The 20,470-nt window shown below is 56.4% G+C and carries 15 protein-coding genes and 1 pseudogene; 7 read left to right on the forward strand and 9 right to left on the reverse strand.

Annotated elements, in window-relative coordinates; translation table 11 throughout:
- Positions 1 to 171: 171 nt before the first annotated feature.
- Positions 172 to 462, reverse strand: a pseudogene (locus CEE69_RS22390) (IS256 family transposase); the annotation flags it as partial.
- Between the two features lie 715 nt (positions 463 to 1,177).
- On the opposite strand from CEE69_RS22390, the gene CEE69_RS22395 reads away from it, so the two are divergent.
- The gene (locus CEE69_RS22395) at positions 1,178 to 1,438 is read left to right on the forward strand and encodes a hypothetical protein (RefSeq protein ID WP_143549312.1); all 261 of its coding nucleotides are present in this window, start codon (positions 1,178 to 1,180) and stop codon (positions 1,436 to 1,438) included.
- 31 nt (positions 1,439 to 1,469) lie between these two features.
- Here CEE69_RS22395 and CEE69_RS22400 read toward each other — a convergent pair whose 3' ends face one another.
- Positions 1,470 to 2,201: a hypothetical protein gene (locus CEE69_RS22400; protein ID WP_233215520.1), complete on the reverse strand. Its 732-nt coding sequence runs from the start codon at positions 2,199 to 2,201 to the stop codon at positions 1,470 to 1,472.
- Positions 2,202 to 2,652: 451 nt separating this feature from the next.
- Here CEE69_RS22400 and CEE69_RS22410 point away from each other — a divergent pair, with 451 nt between their 5' ends.
- Both CEE69_RS22410 and CEE69_RS22415 read left to right on the forward strand, forming a co-directional pair.
- A complete protein-coding gene (locus tag CEE69_RS22410; protein WP_099262846.1) occupies positions 2,653 to 3,582 on the forward strand; it encodes a metallophosphoesterase in 930 nt (309 codons plus the stop codon).
- Positions 3,583 to 3,585: 3 nt separating this feature from the next.
- Positions 3,586 to 4,116, forward strand: a complete 531-nt coding sequence (locus CEE69_RS22415; RefSeq protein ID WP_099262847.1) for an NUDIX domain-containing protein — start codon at positions 3,586 to 3,588, stop codon at positions 4,114 to 4,116.
- A gap of 328 nt (positions 4,117 to 4,444) precedes the next feature.
- Here the strand turns inward: CEE69_RS22415 and CEE69_RS22425 are convergent, their stop codons facing one another.
- Both CEE69_RS22425 and CEE69_RS22430 read right to left on the reverse strand, forming a co-directional pair.
- The gene (locus CEE69_RS22425; protein WP_099262849.1) at positions 4,445 to 5,947 is read right to left on the reverse strand and encodes a DUF1501 domain-containing protein; all 1,503 of its coding nucleotides are present in this window, start codon (positions 5,945 to 5,947) and stop codon (positions 4,445 to 4,447) included.
- Between the two features lie 10 nt (positions 5,948 to 5,957).
- The gene (locus CEE69_RS22430; protein ID WP_099262874.1) at positions 5,958 to 9,119 is read right to left on the reverse strand and encodes a PSD1 and planctomycete cytochrome C domain-containing protein; all 3,162 of its coding nucleotides are present in this window, start codon (positions 9,117 to 9,119) and stop codon (positions 5,958 to 5,960) included.
- A gap of 231 nt (positions 9,120 to 9,350) precedes the next feature.
- On the opposite strand from CEE69_RS22430, the gene CEE69_RS22435 reads away from it, so the two are divergent.
- The 4 genes from CEE69_RS22435 to CEE69_RS22455 all read left to right on the forward strand — a co-directional run bounded on the left by CEE69_RS22435 (position 9,351) and on the right by CEE69_RS22455 (position 13,911).
- Positions 9,351 to 9,881 carry a sigma-70 family RNA polymerase sigma factor gene (locus CEE69_RS22435; RefSeq protein ID WP_099262850.1) on the forward strand — a complete coding sequence of 177 codons (531 nt, stop codon included), beginning with the start codon at positions 9,351 to 9,353 and terminating at the stop codon, positions 9,879 to 9,881.
- A gap of 11 nt (positions 9,882 to 9,892) precedes the next feature.
- Positions 9,893 to 11,590: a LamG-like jellyroll fold domain-containing protein gene (locus CEE69_RS22440; protein WP_099262851.1), complete on the forward strand. Its 1,698-nt coding sequence runs from the start codon at positions 9,893 to 9,895 to the stop codon at positions 11,588 to 11,590.
- 107 nt (positions 11,591 to 11,697) lie between these two features.
- Positions 11,698 to 12,879 carry a sialidase family protein gene (locus CEE69_RS22445; RefSeq protein WP_233215521.1) on the forward strand — a complete coding sequence of 394 codons (1,182 nt, stop codon included), beginning with the start codon at positions 11,698 to 11,700 and terminating at the stop codon, positions 12,877 to 12,879.
- A 438-nt stretch (positions 12,880 to 13,317) separates the two neighbouring features.
- Positions 13,318 to 13,911, forward strand: a complete 594-nt coding sequence (locus CEE69_RS22455; protein WP_099262854.1) for a hypothetical protein — start codon at positions 13,318 to 13,320, stop codon at positions 13,909 to 13,911.
- A 386-nt stretch (positions 13,912 to 14,297) separates the two neighbouring features.
- Here the strand turns inward: CEE69_RS22455 and CEE69_RS22460 are convergent, their stop codons facing one another.
- The 5 genes from CEE69_RS22460 to CEE69_RS22485 form a co-directional block, all read right to left on the reverse strand.
- Entirely contained in the window at positions 14,298 to 15,395 is a 1,098-nt protein-coding gene (locus tag CEE69_RS22460) for a DUF1559 domain-containing protein (protein ID WP_158231065.1), read from the reverse strand.
- Positions 15,396 to 16,140: 745 nt separating this feature from the next.
- Positions 16,141 to 17,502, reverse strand: a complete 1,362-nt coding sequence (locus CEE69_RS22470) for an NAD(P)(+) transhydrogenase (Re/Si-specific) subunit beta (RefSeq protein ID WP_099262857.1) — start codon at positions 17,500 to 17,502, stop codon at positions 16,141 to 16,143.
- The gene (locus CEE69_RS22475) at positions 17,499 to 17,798 is read right to left on the reverse strand and encodes an NAD(P) transhydrogenase subunit alpha (RefSeq protein ID WP_047813211.1); all 300 of its coding nucleotides are present in this window, start codon (positions 17,796 to 17,798) and stop codon (positions 17,499 to 17,501) included. The genes CEE69_RS22470 and CEE69_RS22475 overlap by 4 nt, the downstream gene beginning before the upstream one ends.
- A 31-nt stretch (positions 17,799 to 17,829) precedes the next feature.
- On the reverse strand, positions 17,830 to 18,966 hold the full coding sequence (locus CEE69_RS22480) for a Re/Si-specific NAD(P)(+) transhydrogenase subunit alpha (RefSeq protein WP_099262875.1): 1,137 nt from the start codon (positions 18,964 to 18,966) through the stop codon (positions 17,830 to 17,832).
- A 223-nt stretch (positions 18,967 to 19,189) separates the two neighbouring features.
- A complete protein-coding gene (locus CEE69_RS22485) occupies positions 19,190 to 20,431 on the reverse strand; it encodes an FAD-dependent oxidoreductase (protein WP_099262858.1) in 1,242 nt (413 codons plus the stop codon).
- Between the last annotated feature and the right edge of the window lie 39 nt (positions 20,432 to 20,470).

Genomic DNA, 20,470 nt, shown 5'->3' on the forward strand with positions numbered 1-20,470 from the left:
TGGCCGCAGATGAAGTGCTCGCTAGCTTGGAGCGTCTGGCTTGTGGTCGCGAGTTGCCGCAGTCCTTCTTCCGGTTCAATGCTTCCGGCCGTAACCACTTCGTAAAATGTCGCGTTCAGTCCAACGAACGCATGAAGCAAAGTCCCACGTCCGTCGGCGGGCGAAGACGTTTCACTCCGGGGTAGGCCTTGGTCGCGTCAGAGCGGCCGTCAACGCTGCCAACGATGATTGTCCTGAGATCCGGCGAATGCCCTTCTCTGCCTCGAGCAATGCTTGAGAAAGACAGCGGCTCGCTTGGTTGCTCTCATCTCGGAACCGCGTTGTGCGACCAAGCTTGCGACGTGTGTTCAAGAACGAGTTCTCGATTGCGTTGGTGCTCAACAGGGAACGGTGAAGCGTGTTGGGAACGTTTAGGCGATGTAGCGAGAGCAGGTTATCTCCGGCTCCGCGCAGGCTCCGATAGCCAGCCAGAGTGTCGCGTTGAGGACGAGCAAAATTTGATGCACGAAATGTGCACGTTTCCCGGTGAATTCCTGGCAACCGGACGGGATTCCTGGAATCCGAATTCGCCTGAAACCCAGTGAAAACGTTGGTTTTTGTGTCGAACGGCTCGACTGGGGGTGCAGGGAATTCGTGACCAACGCCTCCAGCCACGCAGTTGGAGCTATCCACGAAAGCAGCGTGGAGGTGCTAAGAATCTTCGTGTGGTGACAGATTCCATCAAAAATCGCCAAGTGTCCACCGCGGAAAACACTGGCTTTTTCGATGGCGTGATGCACTGAAAAGTGCACGGAATGGGTGTGAAACGGTGCCATTCCGTGCATTTCCTGGAACCGGAATCTGCGTGGAACCCCGTGAAAATGACGTTTTCAGGTCGCGTGACAGGCATTGACATCGTGGAGGTCACAGATTCGAGTTCTATATCGCCTACTCCCAAAAACCCCGCAAAGCGTAGTGGTTTGTGGGGTTTTTTCGTGTCTGCATCGTTTTCAGCGTCGTCGTCTGTTTGGTCTGAAAGAGGCTGTCTGGTCTGTCCTGGACTGATATCAGGTGCAACCAGTGGTGCAACTATTCGTGGTTCTTCCGTCGGATGGAACGGTTGAACAAGGCTCTGTTGGAGCAATCGTAGATCCAGCGGAGTGACAGCGTGGCCTTGCTGACGCGGCGGGTTGTGACAATGTCGCTGTCACAATCCTTTGAGACGTCTTGGCTGAATGCGGTGCTGACTGAGGGAGTGTCCGGTGGGAACCGGACCTACGGCTACGGGCGGACTGATGGTGGCGACTCGTCCGTTGCGAACCGATTGGGCGGCTCGACGGCCAACTGGACGCTAACGCGTGGCGGCGGATGTTGGTTGGCCTTGCTGACGCGGCGGGTTGTGAAGATCGTCGCCGTCACAGTCCCCTGTGACGTCCTGGCTGGTTGCTGTGCTGACTGAGGGAGTGTCTGGTGGGAATCGGAACCTACCGTCACGGTCCGTCTGCGGGGGCGTTCTTGGGCAAGACCAGGGTGATGTTGTGCCTTGCCTTTTCGTAGCGTTCGCCCGCTTCTTCGCCGGGCGTTGAGAACTCGACACTGCTTCGCAACGTCAGGTCCCCCATTGATGGTCGTTGCAATTCGATGCGACCCGATGCATCGGTCTTGATGTTCTTCCGATATCCATTTGCACCGCGAACGAAGACCATGCGGTCCGCGACTGGTTCACCTTGCCAAAGCAGAGTGAACTCGAACTGATCGCCCTCGTCATGCGGCACCAGATCCAGGTCCATTTGTTCGGCGCGACCGAGTTCGTGCATGGCGTCGTGGGAGGCGACGGACAGGGCCCGCGCATAGTAGTGCAAGAGCACCTTGGTTTGACCGTATGCGTAGACGCCGAACTTGCCGTACGCGTCCACGCTGTACTCCTCCGCGGACGGCAACTCCGTTCGCATCCAGCGGTCGTCACCTTGCTTGACTTCTTCCGCGAGAATCGAAGTTGGGTTGGGGGTTTCAATGGTCCGAATCCAAACATCGCTCTTACCCAAAAAGTGGTCCATGTACGAACCATCTCCTGGACGAGGTGCTTCCTCGAAGTAAATATTGGTACCGGCGCTGGAGGCTGGTTCTCGATCGACCGAGATCCAGAGGTAGTGGGCGTTGGCTGGCAAAGCGATGCAAAGACAAGCGACCGCTACCAAGCCACAAGAAAAGATTCGGTTCAAGAGTTTCTCCAAGGTGCAAATTCTGAGGTTGAGCAAGCTGACTGGCCCACTCATTCTACATGGCAGACCCATGCGTTTCGCGACGGATTGAAGTCGACAAACGTGACCGCTTTTGGGCGTCGCCTGCATGTGGTCGCCAATGTCGCAACCAAGTGGATGCGAATGGCTGAGGGCTCCACATCGTTGAAGATCGTTGAAGGAACGGAACCTCCGTCGTATCGTCGTCCGGACCAAATAAACGCTATACAGACCAACTGCCGAAACCATCAAAATACTTACGAGAACGACCTCTGAATTGTCAGGTATAGACGGGCACCGTCGAGCGTGACGATTCGGCTATAACCAAATATTCACCTCCCGTGGCCGGTTTGGTATTCGAGATTTAGTCAGAATGCTCGTCGATTTCCGTCGACTGCTTCACCGAGCCACACATCAATCAGGATGACGAGTTTTGCCTCAGCACTACGACATCATCGGTGACGTCCATGGTCATGCGGATGAACTGGTTCGATTGCTGTTGGAACTGGGGTATCAAAGACACGGCCAAGGGTTTCGGCACGCGGATCGGATGGTGCTTTTCGTTGGGGACCTGATCGATCGTGGACCCTCGATCTCGGACGTGATCCGGATCGCTCGTTCGATGGTTGATGCGGGGGATGCTCGTGTGGTGATGGGGAACCACGAGTTCAATGCGATCGCATTTCATACCGCCGTTCCAGGAACTGAGAACCAGTGGTATCGCGAGCACTCTGAGAAGAATCGCAAGCAGCACCAAGCCACTTTGGATCAATTGCCGACGCGAGAATTGGTTGATGCGGTCGCTTGGTTTCGAACTCTGCCGGTGGCGCTGGAACTTGACGGTTTGCGCGTGGTGCACGCGGCTTGGATCGAGGCTGGAATTGGCGTGATCAGTTCCTCTTTGGACAAGTTCGGTCAGTTCACACCTGCGTTTTTGACAGAGGCATTGAGAACGGGAAGTGGGTTGCACACTGCTGTGGAGGACGTGCTGAAGGGACCGGAATTGACGCTGCCAGCTGGGCACAAAATCGTGGACAAATCCGGACATGTGCGAAACACGGTTCGGATGAAGTGGTACGAGCCGCCTGCGGGGCGGACCTACCGTGGCTATCATTTCGGCTCGGACGACGTGCCTGACTTGGCAATCGACCCCTCCACTGTCGAAGGATTGGTCGGTTACCCCGTCGATGCTCCACCGGTGTTGGTGGGTCACTATTGGTTGACGGGCACGCCTGTTCCGTTGTCGGTCAACGTGGCTTGCACCGATTACAGCGTGGCCAAGAATGGCAAATTGGTGGCGTATCGCTGGGACGGCGAAACCGCCCTGTCAGCACAGAAGTTTCATTGGGTTGGAAAGGGATGACCGATGCTGGATTGGATCAAGGTGGCCGGTAAGCTGGCGTATGATCGTCCGACACGAGAGCGACTGCTGGGATACCGGCCGGTGGTGATTTGCTTGATTCAGTCGCTCGAACGGGATGCTTTTCTATTGGTCCAGCCAACCGCAGGTCGTGGAGCTTGGATGCCGCCGCAAGAAGGCATCGCCCAGAACACCTCGGTTGAAGAGGCGACGTCACAGTGCTTGGACGTTGAGCTTGGTGTCAGTCGAAAGCAGATGCATTTTCGACGTTCGGTTTGGTTGGGACGCAAAGCGATCCCCGAGCGACAAGGCAGTCGCGATGTCGAGTTCTCGATCCGGCCGATGCAAGGCAAGGCGTACTATGGATCGCTGAGCAAAGTCGCCGAAGACACGCCGATCACACGCAATCCTGCGGAAGTTGCTGGCCATCAGTGGATGACCATCGATCAAATTCGCGATCGGATGTCGGAGAATTCAGATCGCAAACAGGAGTTGTTGCGAGTGTTGTTCGTGAAGCTGGTGGGGACGGAGCTTTAGGGGACGCTTGTTGGCTGGGTCCGTTCTATGACAGCGAACTCTATGAACCGATTTGGGAGCGGACGCAAACCCTTGGCACTCGCCGAATTGAGCTTGCCTGTTCGGAGCTCGAAGGTCGCTATCAGATCGCATTGAAGTGAGTCGCGGGCGGCCTTGTTAACGTGGCTGGTTGGGAACAATGTTGCCGTCACAGTCCGCTGTGACGTCTCGGTTGGTTGGGGCATTGGACCATTTTCTAACCTTCCATCATTTGACCTTTGGGTCGAAACCGCGGTGGGGTGGTTAGAAAATGAGGTGTTTGGTTCCTGGCTAAGGGCGACGAGGACAGTTAGGTGAGAATGTCTCGGATGACGTGTCCGTGGACGTCGGTGAGGCGGAAGTAGCGGCCTTGGAAGCGGTAGGTGAGACGTTCGTGGTCGATGCCCAACAAATGCAACATCGTGGCGTGCAGGTCGTGCACATGAACGGGGTTCTCGGTGATGTTGTAGCAAACCTCGTCGGTCGCTCCGTACGACATCCCTGGTTTGACGCCGGCTCCCGCCATCCACAGCGAGAAGCAACGTGGATGGTGATCGCGACCGTAGGTCTCTGCGTTCAACGTGCCTTGGCAATATGAGGTGCGTCCGAACTCGCCTCCCCAAACGACGAGTGTGTCTTCCATGAGACCGCGTTGCTTCAAGTCGTTCACCAACGCCGTTGTCGCTTGATCGACGTCGCGACACTGGCCGGGCAATTGCTTCGGCAGCGTGAAGTGTTGATCCCATCCCATGTGGAAAAGCTGAATGAATCGCACGTCGCGTTCTGCCAAACGACGCGCCAGCAGGCAGTTATAGGCGTACGTTCCACGTTTCGTCACATCGGGACCGTAAGCATCCAGAACATGCTGGGGCTCGTCCGAAAAGTCGGTCAGGTCAGGCACCGAGGTTTGCATTCGGTACGCCAATTCGTATTGCTGAATTCGCGAATGGATCTCGGGATCACCGAACTCATCCAGCTTCTCTTGGTTGAGTTGCTGCAGGTCGTCGAGCATCCGTCGCCGGGCCTTGGCATCAAAGCCATCTGGGTTACTCAGGTACAGCACCGGATCCCCGACGCTCATCAGTTTGACGCCGGCATAGGTGGACGGCAGGAACCCGCTTCCCCACAGTCGATCGTAGAGCGGTTGGCAGTTGGGACGCCCCGTGCCACGCGACACCATCGAAATGAAGGTGGGCAGGTTCTCGTTGATCGTGCCCAGGCCATAGTGCAGCCACGATCCCACGCTGGGCCGGCCGGGCAATTGGTTCCCGCTTTGGAAAAAGGTCATCGCGGGGTCGTGGTTGATCGCCTCGGTGTGCATCGAGCGAATCAAACACATGTCATCGGCCAGCGTTGAAATCTTTGGAATCAGCTCGCTGCCGAGTTCCAAACCCGCTTCCCCGTGCTTGGCGAATTTGTACCGCGAACCGGCCATCGGAAACGACTTTTGCCCCGCGGTCATCCCCGTCACTCGCTGATTCATGTCAACGAAATCAGCCAGTTCCTTGCCCTCGTGTTGCTGCAAGGCCGGTTTGTAGTCGAACAACTCTTGCTGGGACGGAGCACCGCTTTGGAACAAGTAGATGACTCGTTTGGCCTTGGGCGGCGTGTGGTATTCCTTCATCACCCCGTTGGGCTGAGGGAAGTCCGGTTGCGGAACGTTGCTTGGCGCGGGCGCGTTGGTTTCCGCCGTCGCCGAGCGTCCCATCATGGACGCCAGTGCGGCCATGCCGACTCCCGATGCCGACCGGCCAAAGAAATGACGGCGAGTCAGCATCATGCGATGCTCGTCAGTGATGTCATTGGGTTTCATGGCACGTTCTCTATTCAACGGTGATGAATTCGTCGGTGTTCAAGATCAGGTGGGTCACGGCAGTCATCGCCGCCAACTCCGTCGCATCGAGTTGTTTGTCGGGTTTCGATTCCCCAACGGCCAGCAGTTTCTCGGCGGCTTCCGGATCAGCGCGGTAGTGATCTCGGAAGTAGGACAAGCTGCGTGACATCACTTTCAAGGTCGTTGATGAAGGCCGTTTGGCGATCGCCCAGAAAGCGAGTTGCGAGAGTCGTTCATCGTCGGTGGCATCGAGTTGCAAGGCACGTTGAGCCAGGTTGCGGGCGGCTTCCACAAACGTCGGATCGTTCATCAATACCAAAGCCTGAAGCGGCGTGTTGGTGCGTCGAACGCGGACGTTGCAAACCTCACGACCACTGGCGTCGAAGATCGTTTGACGCGGCGGATTGACGGCTCGTTTCCAGTACGTGTACATGCTTTTGCGATACAGGCTGTCGCCCTGATCGGGCTTGTATCGCGTGCCGGCATTGGCAGCCACACTTTCCCACAACCCGCTCGGTTGATAGGGCTTCACCGAAGGCCCGCCGACTTTATCGTTGGCAATTCCCGCCACTTGCAAGGCAAGGTCGCGGATCACGAACCCATCGGCGCGATAGCGAGGCCCGCGGCTGATCAGTCGATTTTCAGGGTCGGGGTCGTTGAGCCCGTGGCTCCGCTTGGACGATTGATTGAACGCCGCACTGGTCACGATCAAACGATGCATCGCTTGGACATCCCAGCCGGATTCGATGAACTCCACGGCCAACCAATCGAGCAATTCGCGATGGCTGGGCATCTCGCTTTGCAAGCCAAAGTCCTCGGCGGTTTTGACGATGCCGGCCCCGAAGTGACTTTGCCAAATCCGATTGACGGTGACTCGAGCGGTCAGCGGGTTTTCACGAGAGACCATCCAGCGTGCCAGTTCCAAACGATCCTCCGGTTGGCGTGCGTCCGAGGAAGGCAGCAGGGCCGAGGGAACACCTCGCGGCAACGGATCGTCTTTCACCGGTTGATCGTATTGGCCGCGATTCAAAAGGTAGGCCGGTTGCGGATCCGACTTGCGTTCTTTCATCACCATCACCGGAACACGGGGACCCGTCTTCTGCATCAACGCGTCATCGGCGGCGGAGAATTGTTGTTGGGCGGCCTTCAGTGGCGGGTCAATTTTGCGGTAGTGGGCCAGCAATTGTTTGCGATCAGCTTTCGTCCGATCTCCAGTGGGCTTCAGCAGGATGTCCTTCAGCTTTTGATTCAGTCCAGTCACCCGCTTGGGCAAATCCGTAGCCGACGTGGAGCGTTCGATTTGGAGTTTGCCGATGACGTGATTCGCGAACGAACTGTCGAATCGAAGCGTGAGCTTGGTGGGTTGCTCGGCGTCGGACTGGATCGGTTCTTGCAACAGGAACGTGATGTCAACGGGTTGCTCTTCGACGTTCGGTCCAAAGACAGCCCAACCCGATTTGGGATCCTCATCGATTGCGTTCGACGCGGGGTATTTGTCTTGTGCAAAGGAAGCTGAGACGGATTGCACCGTTTGGATTTGGTCGCCGACGTGAATCTTAAAATCGGTCAACACAAAGTTGCCGTTCACGCTGGGGGCCAACTTGCGAGGTGCACCGAAACGCTTGTCCGGCAAAGCGGTCACCTTGAACATGCTCGTGCCGGAAAGATCGCCTGGGATCACGAATTCATAGGCAACGTTGTTGGCGTTTTTTCCTTCGGTGGGTTGAAAGACAACCGTGTGTTCGGATTCCTTTTCCAGTTTCCCTTCACCGGTCAGTTGCATCTCATCGAGAGTGACTTTCTGCCATTTCATGTCGAGGGATGTTTGCAGCAGCTGTTGGGTTTCGGCAGCCCATTGGTCCATCCGTTGATGAATTTCCGACTCCGCGTCCTGGATCGCTTGTTCGGCCCGCTCCACCGCCGCGAGTTCTTGTGGGGGTGCTGTTGCCAGCGGCGAAGCGAATTTCATCGTGGGGTTAGCGATCACGCCTTTGCCGATTCCACGCTCGCCGATGTTATTGAAGTAACCGTAGAACTGGTAGAACTCGCGTTGCGAGACGGGATCGTATTTGTGGTCGTGACAACGCGTGCATCCAAGAGTCAAACCAAGCCAAACGGTTCCGGTTGTTTCCACGCGATCGATCACGTTCTCGACCAAGAACTCTTCTGCCAACGCACCGCCTTCGCTGTTTTGACGGTGGTTCCGATTGAACGCGGTGGCGAGTCGTTGCTCGTCCGTCGCGTTGGGGAGCATGTCACCCGCAAGCTGCTCGACCGTGAACTGGTCGAACGGCATGTTGTTGTGGAACGCTTGGATCACCCAGTCACGCCAGGGCCAATTGCTGCGCTCGGGGTCGTTTTGATAGCCGTCGGTGTCGGCATAACGAGCGGCGTCCATCCACAGCAATGCTTGACGTTCGGCATAGTCCCAAGTCGACATCAATTCATTGACTGCCTCTTCGAAGGCTTGTTCACTTGGGTCGGCCAGGTATCTGTCTTGCAGATCAGGGCTGGGTAGCTGCCCCGTCAAAGTCAGTGAAACGCGTCGGAGGCGGGTAGCGGGATCCGCGTCGGGTGAGGGTGTGAGTTCATTGGAGAGCAGCTTCTTTGCAATGAAGGCATCGATGGGGTTCATCGACCAGCGATCGATGACGTCCTTGGGCCATCCCGATTCGGTCACGGCTGCCGTGGGAACCTTCGGCCGGGTTGGTGGTTCGAACGCCCAGTGTCCTTCGTAGGGGGCACCTTGAGCGACCCATTGTTCGAGGACTTGTTTTTCTTCTTCGCTGAGCGACCGGTTGCTGTCCGGTGGCGGCATCATGTCTGACTCGTCCTCGCTGCGAATGCGGGCGATCAGTTCGCTGGCCTCCAGATCGCCGGGCACGACGCCGGCGTAGCCTCCCAGGTCAGCGACCAAGTTCTCTTGGCTATCGAGCCGGAACTCGGAATCTTGATTGTCCGCGTCGGGGCCGTGACAGTGAAAACAACGATCGGAAAGGATCGGTCTGACTTGACTGCTGAAGTCCACCGTCTCGATCTCATCGGCATTCGCCTGCAACGAGCCTGGCAGAACGTCGCAAGACGCCAGAGCAGCGACCGCAACGCCAGCCAGATAGAATGATCGAAAGGCATCGAAACGGAAATTCAGCATAAAAAACCTCGCAACGAGACGCGTGCACGTCAGAAAAACACCGATTGTGATCGGTGGTTGTCCTGCATACTCCCGCTGACGCAGGAACCTGCCTGCCTTTTCTTCGTTTTTTTCCGATTTCGACCGGCAAGTTCGTTCGACAGCGGGAGTTTGTCGGTGGCGTGACAGCATCAGGCGGCCCGCAGGTAGGCTCGATCGATCTCCAATCTTCCCCTCAGTTGAACCCAATCGATGATGGACGAAGGTCGCTTCTTATCACTGTTCCTCAAGCACGAGCGAGAACTCGCCAGCATCGCTCGCGCGTTTCTGCCGGATTGGAACGCGGTCGACGATGTGCTTCAGGAAGCCAGTTTGGTGATGTGGAGAAAGATTCATCAACTGGAATCGGACGACGAGTTTCTGCCTTGGTCCAAAGTCATCTTGCGTTTCGAGATTTTGAAAGCGAGGCGTCGGCATGCTCGCCAGAATTGGGTGCTCAGCGAAGAGTTGATCTCCAAATTGATGGATGAATCCGCCGAGGACGAAGCGGCGATGCGGCAGGCACAGCAATCCGCGATCCAGCATTGTCTGCGGTCGTTCAGCGAAGACCATCAAAAGCTGTTGCTGGCTCCTCACACCTCGCGAGGTGGCGTGTTGGCTTTGGCGGAAGCGGGCGGGCATTCCGCGAATAGTTTGTACAAGCGGATCGGACGTCTCCGCGTGAAGTTGCACGACTGTGTGGTGCAACGACTTTCCTCGGCCGATTTCGATCTCCCTCTCTGAACTCTCTTCTCATGAACGAACAACCGATCCATGACTTGATCGAGAAGTACTTTCTTGGCGAGTTGAACGAAAACGAGCAAGCCGAACTTCGGTTGGCATTGGAAGCAGAGCGAAGCTACCGAGACCGGTTTCGCCGCGCCGCGGCAATTGATGCGCAGTTGCGACACTACTGGAACGAAGACATCGGCGAGGATGAAAATTCGCGACCGTTCTTGCCAAGTGAAGCGAGATCTCGCCTGTCGAGCTCCATCGAATCTGAGACGATTGAACCACGGTCGCTTGTCACTGCATCTCCTCAAACTATCGATGCCCGATGGCGGACGATCGCTGCTGCGGCCAGTTTGCTTGCTGTGGTTGGCGTGTTGTCCTCTGGCGTTTGGAAAGCGTCGCCCGAGCCCACCGTGGCTCAATCGCAGCCGGAGTTGACAACGGCACCGCAGTCCGTTGACGACGAGCCAGTCACGCAGAACTCGTCCGAGGTGGCTTGGTTGGTGACGGGGTACAACCACCGGTTCAACGATGGTTTGTCGCCTCTGGACAACTCCTTTGAAAAGGGCGATTACGAACTCACCGACGGTTCCATCACGCTTCGTTTTGACAGTGGGGTCGATGTGTCGATCGAGGCACCGGCGCGGTTCACCGTGGTCGATTCACTGCGGATGAAGATGGACGCCGGGCGAGCCCGCGCGATCGTTCCCGAGACCGGCCATGGCTTTGTGATTCAGACACCGACGGCGGATGTCGAAGACCTGGGTACCGAGTTCGGTGTCTATGTCAGCGAAGAACAAGACGTGGAGTTGCACGTTTTTGCCGGCGAGGTCAACGTGCACACCGCCAACCTGCCTTCGCGGCGGATCCAGGAGGACACCGCTGTGCACTTGACCTCGGTGGGCACCAAGCATCTTTCGTCGACGGATGATGTCGCGTTCACAACTCGCAGCAAAATCGGATACCAGCGTTGGCTCGCCGACAGCACGGCGCGGCGTGAAGATCCTTCGACGCTGTTGTACTTTGATTTTGAGCCGGACGCGGACGCTCCCACGTTGCTTCGCGATCGGAGTCAATCCGGGTTGGACATTGATGGGCAAATCCAAGGTTGCATCTGGGCGACAGGCCGCTGGCCGAACAAAGGAGCCTTGTTGCTGGAACGTGCGGGTGATCGTGTGGAATTGGATGTCCCTGGGACCTTTGATGCACTGACGATCTCGGGATGGGTTCAGGTCAATCGTTTTGATCAAGCGTTGCAGGCGTTTTTCAACACGCGAGACTGGCAATCCGGTGAGCATCACTGGAACATCCAAAGGAACGGTGGGATGAGCGTTGGTGTGTCGCATGCCTACACGATTCACTCGGCGCAAAAGAAAGTTCCTCTGGGACGATGGACGCATTTGGTGGCATCGATTGACGCTCAAAAGCAAGAGGCCACGTACTACATCGATGGCGAACTCGCGCAGCAAAGGCAATGGGAAAACACGACGTCGCTTGCCTTTGGCCCGTGCACCATTGGTGCTTTCGGAACAACGGTCGCGGATCCGGTTGCTGTGAATTCAGATGAACAGGCAAGTGCGGGCGAGTCATCCCTTCATGTCGAATCGGTCCGCTACAACCGAGAACTGCGAGGCCGGATCGACGAACTGGCTATCTTCGCTGGAGCTTTCTCCGCCGAGCAAGTCAAAGAGCTTTATGAGGCCGGCAACGGGTTTGATTGACCTGGCTCGACCATCCGTGACGCGGTCGTTGCCAAAACGACTTGGGAAGCGAGTAGACTTTCGGTTTTGAATCGAAGTCCCACCTCGTATCCCCACTGGAAATGACCATGAATCGATCGCTCTCTGGTCGAAGCAATCTGTTCTCCGTTTTGGCTTGCCTTCCTTTGCTTTGGATGGCTGGAATCATCTCGGCCACTTCGGTCGCATCCGGCGATGGTCCTGATCTACCGGTCGTGGATTTGTCGCAGCAAACAGAACGCCAGGTCGTCATCGCTGCGGGAACGGAAGATGTCTATCAAGGCCACCCGACGACGTTGAGGTTGCCGAAGAGCGACACGATCTATTGTGTTTGGTGTGTCAATCACGGTGGCTCCGCCGGCCCGATGGCCAAGAGCGAGGATGGTGGACTGACGTGGTCGCGACTGGACGATCAGTTGCCGCCCAATTTTTCCAAGCATCAGAATTGTCCGAGCATCTATCGGATTGCGGATCCCGAGGGGAAGCCACGATTGTGGGTGTTCTCGGCGGCGCTCAATCAGCGTGGCGGTCCGGGAATGCCGAGCATCATGAGCGAAGATGATGGGAAGACTTGGACGGAGATGCCGCCACTTGGTTTTCCATGTGTGATGACGTTCAGTAGCGTGGTGACACTGAAAGATGGCCGAACGTTGGGGCTGTATCACAAAGGACCGGACGGCAAAGACCGAGCGCCGTTGACGGTGTTGCAAACCATCACGGCGGACGGCGGGTTCACTTGGTCTGAGCCGCGAGTTGTCGCGGAGGTGGAAGGGAAGAATCCCTGCGAGCCGTTTGTGTTTCGTTCGCCCGACGGCGAAGAGTTGTGCTGCCTTATGCGAGAGAACACGCACCGCGGTCGCAGTTTGATGATGTTCTCCCGCGACGAGGGGCAGACCTGGAGCACACCCGTTGATACGCCATGGGGATTGTCGGGCGATCGGCACATCGGCGTGGCGTTGCCGGACGGTCGCTGGGTGTTCGCGTTTCGCGATCAGGCTCCTGGCAGCCCGACGCTTGGGCACTTCGTGGCTTGGGTGGGAACCTATGAGGACATTCGCGAGAATCGGCCCGGGCAATATCGTATCAAGCTCTTGCACAGTCACGCGAAGAACGTTCGCGATTGTGGTTATCCTGGCGTCGAGTTGTTGCCCGATGGAACGATCGTGGCGACCACCTACATCAAGTATCGCCCCGGCCCAGAAAAACACTCGGTTGTGACCACTCGCTTTCGCATCGAAGAAACCGATGCGTTGCTTCGCGACGTCGAGTGATCGGGTCTTAACTTTTCGTTCGCCTCAACAATCAAAGTGGCTCTGCGTGGGATCCGCGGCTAACACGCCGTGCGGCTGATTGATTTGAGGGCTGGCTGACGTCACGGCAGGACTGGCTTGCGCCGCTTGGAACGGTAGGTGTTGAGTCGCAGATGAATTGGAGCCTTGCGGCAGTGATGCTGGTTTGGGGCGGAGTTGGAAGAGTGCGCGTTCCAATCCGCGGTCGCAATATCGATTGAGAGATCGATCTGTTCCCTATATGCGATCGAAGGTGCTTTCATGCACCTTGTGTTTTCGACATGGTATTGAGATCCATGGCAGGTAAAACAGGTTGATATATTTGCGAGCTATGTGCCCGATTCACACATGGGCATCGCTACCCGGCCATCATCTTGGCAGTTGTAGCGTGATACCTCTTTCAATCACAAAGAATAAGACATGCGAAAGATTGACCAAACCTGGCGTGGGACTGTTGGAGTCGCTGTGACCATGACACTACTTTTCACTGGATGCGGGGACTCACGTCCTGAGGGGATGCCGGATACCTACCCTGCGTCGATCACGATCACTCAGGCTGGCGCTCCACTCGCCGACGCCACCGTTGTGCTCTATCCAGAAGACTCGACTTTGACTCGATGGCCAGTTGGCGGAACCACCGACGAGCAGGGAACCGCGACCTTGATGACATCAACTCAATACGAGGGGGCACCTGCAGGGAAATTCAAAGTGATTGTTAGCAAGAGTGTCACTGAGGGCGATCCCTACCCGAAGCATCCTGGTCAAGGAGCGACTCGCGAAGAAATCAACGATTACGATCGCGCACTGAAAACGGGGAAGTTTGAAGTCTTCAAGGTTGTCGCAGAAGAATATCGAACCGCAGGAACAACACCATTGTCAGTGGAAGTGGCCAGTTCGGGCGACAATATGTTCAGCGAAGATCTGGGCGACGCAGTCAAAGAGATCGACGTTCAAGCAAGTGCGACGTCCAAAGGCGATGAATCTTACGTTCCAATGGACGGCACCGCAGAATAGAAGAGTTCTCTTCGCCGATGAATTCCAGCTCAATACCCCATGATCTGTTGGGGTATTGGGCAATGTCGTGCCTGCGATTCGCTTCCAGCGGGCCATTGAATTCGTCAGTCGCATGGCATTGGCATCGAGTCTCGACGTCGCAAAGCCGCGGCTAAGCAGAAAGGCAGGAGTGATCAGGTTTGATCACCCGCGTCGTTTGGGGGGCAGCCCCAGTTTCGGGCGGGAACCGTGGCCAACGCCAATCAGCTCACATACCTGAAGACACATGCGTATCTGCTTGATGCCAAGCGGCTCTTTGTTGCTTCGGACATCTTGGCTGAACCGCCAGTCCGCAGACGCTAAGACTGGCATGTGTTCCGACAGATATCTACCGGCTTCGATATGACTCAATACTCGCCGGGTAGCTCGGCACCTCGGTGAGTTCCGAGTGCACCCCAGACACCATAGGGGCTTTCGCCAGCGAGTGGCTGAGATTGTGTCAGGTCTCCACTGTCGATCGAATCGGAGATGAACCTTACCGACCCATCTAACAGCGCCCCGTGAACACCACCGGTGTGATAGCTGTTGGGTGTGAAGATTGCGGCCCAGTACCCTGTCGGACTGTCCCAGCAACTTGGGCCGTTGGGCGGAACAACAGTGTGAAAGCCGTTCCATGGCGTTCCTGTTTGGAAGAAGTTTCCACGCCAGGAGTCGCATGGGTCCAGGTAGAAGTTCCGGTTTTCCGGATCGACGACGCTGGTGACACATACGTCGGGATGAATCACAGGTTGGGCACCATCGGGGTCGAGCAGAGCACCGTTGTAGCCTGAACTCCCTTTCACCTCCAAGGAGTAGTTGCCGGAGCCAGCACTGGCCGATTCGCTGAATGCCAACGTGTTGCTTGTTCCGTCGAGAATGTCACGGAACTTGACCCAAGATTCCAGGTGGAAAGGACCTCGGTGACGTGCCTGAACGTATTTGTTGTTGATGTAGTTGGGGTGGTGCCAAGCAGCATCGAGCTTCAGCATGCCGTCGCCCATGTTGAACATATAGTTGATCCGAGCATTGTTTGCATAAGGCGCCGGTTGAGACGAATTCGGAGATGACGGGCAAAGCACACCCGGCAAAATGGATTCGTATTCTGGTCCATTGAACATCCGGCTGAACGAAGACGTCGACGCGGCGAGACGCTGCTGGATTGTTTCGTAGCGAGATTGCTGCTCGATGTATGGCAGCAAAGCAACTGTTATACCTGGATAGTAGCGAGCAACGTTCTGCCCTTCTGGTAGGACCCCAGTGGAGGGGAACGTGTTGAAGCTGGAGTGGTAGTTGTGCAGTGCCAAGCTCATTTGTTTCAAACGGTTGCTGCATTGCATTCGTCTGGCCGCTTCACGCGCTGACTGCACCGCGGGCAAGAGAAGCCCCACCAAGACACCAATGATTGCGATGACAACCAGCAGTTCCACCAGGGTGAATCCGCGGGAACGATTGACCTGTAATGACATCTTAATACTCTCACTTCTTCGGACATCGTGAATACTAGAACGCCTTGTGGGGGTCGGCATTCAACGAGTTCGCACTTTACCACGCATGCTAGAGGCCGCTGCGCTCGGTTTTTTTTCGCGTCCGTTGATGCTGCTTGAGGGGAATCAATTTGCCATAAGAGTGAATTTTGCTTCCGGATTTTTCGATGTTCGGTCCAAATATAGTTTTGCGACAAAGGTCGACAGGCAAAGTTTTTAGGCAAGTTAGTGTGAACGAATGGGGGAAACATAGTGGGCCGTTTGGGTGTTCGCACCGGTTGCGTGTGGGAACCGGGGCTAACAGGCTGTTGATTTAATGAGCCGTACCGCGTTAGCGGCGGTTAGTCAAACGCCAACCGGGGCTAACGCCGAATGGCTAATTGTTGTCATTCGGTATACGACTAAATTAACAGGCTGCTAATGCCATTCGGCTTACTCACCTGAAGACTCCTGCACGCCTACTTATGGTGTGGAGTGGCAGTGATAGCTTGTGGGTGTCGGCTGGGTTGCTGGGGAGGGGGTGTGGTGCCTGGCGGGGCATCGGCTCGCGTGGCGGTCGCGTTGCTTCTTCATCGAAGACAGGCGAGACGCGAGTTGGGAACCAGCATGGGTGTCTCTGGCGTGGAGCGAAGGCCGGCCGGACTTTGCCGGGCAGCGACGTGAGACACCGGTTCAAACAGTTGGTTTGCCTGTTTGGGTTTCCTCGGCTGACGCTTTCGGAAGTCGCTCAGGATTTGAATTCGGCGATCACACTGCTGAGAGATTGCTTGGCGTCGCCGAACAGCATTCTGGTGTTCTCGCCAAAGAACAGAGGGTTGTCGACGCCGGAGAACCCGGACGCCATCGATCGCTTCAGCACGAACACGGTTCTTGCGTGGTCGACATTGATGATCGGCATGCCGTAGATGGGGCTGTTCTCATCCTCACGTGCCGCTGGGTTCACGACGTCGTTGGCTCCGATCACGATCGCCACATCAATGTTCTCGATCCGTGGGTTGATCTCGTCCATTTCAATCAACTGATCGTAAGGCACATTCGCTTCGGCAAGCAGAACGTTCATGTGCCCGGGCATCCGTCCAGCCACGGGGTGAATGGCGTAACTGACGTCGGCTCCGTTGGCTTCGAGCAATTCCCCTAGTTCGCGAACGACGTGTTGGGCCTGCGCGACCGCCATGCCGTAGCCTGGAACCATCACGACTGAAGAAGCTGCTTCGAGAATCAGGTAGGCGTCGTCGGCGGTGATTGGTTTGACTTCGCCTTCGACTTTGGTGGCTTTGGTTGTTGCTGCGAATCCGGAGAACAGCACGTTGCTGAGCGATCGATTCATCGCTTTGCACATGATATTGGTCAGGATCAGACCCGCAGCGCCAACCAGCGATCCGGCAACGATCAGGATCGTGTTGTTGATTGCGAAACCAGCGGCACAGGCGGCGAGTCCCGAGTAGCTGTTCAGCAGTGAAATCACGACGGGCATGTCGGCTCCACCGATCGGAATGACCGCCATCACACCCAGCAAGATCGACAGTCCGATCACGACGAAGATCAGTGGGAATGTGTAGGCAGGGTTCACGACCATCGCTATCGAACATGCCAACAGGACGAGCAGCAGCAAAACATTGACGACACGTTGACCCGCGAAGGTCATTGCTCCACTGCTGATCGTTTCAGACAGCTTTGCCCATGCGACCAGCGATCCTGAAAATGTCACGCCACCAATCAAAACCGAGAGAAGGACCGTGATCAACGTGAAGGCCGAAGACTCCTGACCATACAGCGCGGCCCAACCGACCAGCAGACTCGCGATGCCGCCCGAACCATTGAACAACGCAACCATTTCGGGCATGCCCGTCATGGCGACACGTCGTGCCGCGATTGCTCCGACGACTGCGCCCAAAATTGCTGCGCCAGCCAGGTAGCGATAGTCCAGGATTTCCTTGGATGTGAGCGTGATCAGGACGGCCATCAGCATCCCGACCGACGACAGCAAATTGCCTCGCACGGCGGTTGCTGGGGAGCTCATGAGTTTGAGCCCAAAGACAAACAAGATGGCAGCGAGGATGTAAACCGAACCCAGAACTTCAATGCTCATGAGTCACCTCCCGATGGACTGTCTTTTTTCTTGAACATGCTCAGCATGCGATCGGTCACCATGTAGCCGCCGACGACATTGACAGTGGCGAAGAACACCGCCAGTGCTCCCAGCCAAGTCGACCAAGGGCCCAAGTCAGCTCCGGCGGCAATGATTGCTCCGACGACGGTGATGCCGGAGATCGCATTGGCACCCGACATCAAGGGCGTGTGCAAGGTCGCGGGAACTTTGGCGATCAGCTCAAAGCCCAAGAAAACGGACAGCATCAGAATGAAGGCGAGTAGCACGGCTTCCATGGGAACCCCTGGTTGAAGGATCAAGTGCGGTCTAGGAATGAAGCTTGGCGATGGTTTCGTTCACGATTTCGCCACCACGCGTGATGACGGCGGCCTGAACGATTTCGTCCTCGGGGGCAAACGCGAATTGCTTGGTTTCGGCGTCCCAGAATTCGTCGATCAAGGCGGTCAAGTTGTTCGAGTACATTTCGCTGGCATTGCGACTCACCTCGGACGGCAAGTTACCTTGGCCAATGATTTTGACGCCTTCGACATCGACGATCTCATTCAGTACCGAACCTTCGACGTTGCCGCCTGTTTCCACCGCCATGTCGACGACAACGCTGCCCGGTTGCATCGCTAGCAGCATGTCGCGTGTGACGATGCGAGGTGCTGGGCGTCCAAACAACTGAGCGGTTGTGATGACCACATCCGATGCCGCAATGACTTTCTTTTGGCCTTCCTTTTGAAGTTCAATTTGTTCGGGCGTGAGTGCTTTGGCGTACCCTTGTTCCGTTTGTCCCACTTCGCCCAAATCGATCTCTACGAACTTGGCACCGAGGGAACGAACTTGTTCGGCGACCACGGGACGAGTGTCGAAGGCGTCGACGCGAGCCCCCAGGCGTTTGGCGGTCGCGATCGCTTGCAGTCCGGCAACACCCGCACCGATCACGAACACCCGAGCGGGCCGAATGGTTCCCGAGGGCGTCATCATCATCGGGAAAATCTTCTTGCTGTGATAAGCGGCCTGGATCACCGTGACATAGCCCGCCAGGTTGGCTTGCGAGGACAAGGCGTCCATCTTTTGTGCACGAGTGGATCGCGGGATCATTTCCATCGAGACCGACGTCACGCCACACTTGGCCATTTCGCCTATCAGTTCTTTTTCGTTGAACGGGTCGAGAAAACTGATGTGGATGCCTTCGCGACGGAGCGACGAAACCTCTTCGATCTCGGGCCGTCGGACTCGCAGCACAATGTCCGAGCTTGATAGAACGGACGTCCGGTCGGTTTGGAGGACGGCGCCGGCTTCCGTGTAAGCGTCGTCGGTGAACCCTGATTGAATTCCCGCTCCGGTTTCGATCTCGACTGAAAAACCAGACTGAATCAGCTTCTTGACGCTTGCGGGGACGAGCGCCACTCTGGCTTCGCCGGGCCAACGTTCGCGGGGGACGCCAATCTGCATCACTTCGCTCCTGGAGTTTTGAATCAACCGGTGTTTAGAGCTCGTCAATTCACTCCGTCCCGACTCGCCTTTCCACCCCATGGTAACCATCCGAGACACACCCGTGCGGCGCGGCGAAGCCGGAAGCGAATTGGAAAGCAAGCATGATCAGTCGCGGGCAACACAGTCGATGTTGCGGTGGTTTGTTAACACGCCGCTGTTCTGCTTGGCTGTGAAGCAAAAATCATCAAACAGACGAAGTCGCATTGGGCACTGCAGGCGAGGTTTGGATGTGCTCTTGGCAAAATCCGAGCCCAATCCATCGGGATGCTTTGCGACGCAGGAATGGGGCGGCGATCGGCAACACCCACTTCAGATACCACGGCGGCGAAAATGGTTGGCCGTCGTTTTGGCTTCGCCCAAAAAGCTGATGGTGAGCGAGCCTTTGCAAGCGTTGCATCCTTTGCGTTGGAGGACTCCTGCGGTTTTGAACCGAAGCGAGTTCCGCCTCCGTCAATTTTCCGGCCAGCAATGGTTTCGACAACAAGTTGGCCGCGGCGACCGCGTCTTGGATCGCCAAATTGATGCCCACGCCGCCAACGGGAGACATCGCGTGAGCCGAGTCGCCGATGAATAACAAGCCTGGTTCGTACCACGTTCGCATGTGATTGATTTGAACCGAAAGCAATTTGACATCGTTCCAATCGCTCAGCGATCCAGTGACGTCCTTCAGGACTGGGCACACCGACGCAACAGTGCCGCGGAAGGCTTCGAGTCCCATGGCTCGGATCGAATCGAACCCGCCTTTGCGTATCACCATGGCGATTTGGTAGTGGTCACGTCGCGGGATGGTGATCAGCATGTTGCCGTTTTTCAGCCAACCAAGAGTGTGCCCGCGATCGCCTTCGGGACGAGCGAGTTGGAACCAAAGAGCATCGATGGGAATGCCAACTTCGTCGACGGCATGATCCGTGCATTGCCGAATCGTTGAGCCGCGACCATCGCAAGCAACCACGAGGTCGGCGTGGATGTCGTAGGTTTCTTCGTCTGATTCACAACGCAGACCACGCACTCGCCCGCCATCGCGAATCACGTCCACCGCCTTCGTGCTCATTCGTAGGTCAAAGCCCGGGTATTGGGCCGCCTTCTCGGCCATGAAGTTCAGCAAGTCCCACTGCGGGACGAAGCCCATGAAGGGACACTTCGTATCAAGATCCGAAAAGTCTGGGCCGTCAAAGGTTTGGCCGTTGATGTTGACTTTGAGCTTGTTTGCTCGGAAGTCCATCAGCGGAAGGAACTCGTCGAGCAGACCAAGTTCGTGCAAGTTCTGCATGGTCGAAGGGTGGATCGTGTCGCCGCGAAAATCACGAAGGAAGTCGGCATGTTTCTCAATCACGGTCACGGACACACCGGCGCGGGCGAGCAGGAAACCCAGAAACATTCCCGCGGGGCCGCCACCTGCGATCAAGCATGTTGTGCGTTCAGTCATTGTCTACCTGGAAATGATCGCACTCGCAAAGCAATGTGA

This window comes from Rhodopirellula bahusiensis, assembly GCF_002727185.1.
In the GTDB taxonomy this organism is placed as follows: domain Bacteria; phylum Planctomycetota; class Planctomycetia; order Pirellulales; family Pirellulaceae; genus Rhodopirellula; species Rhodopirellula bahusiensis.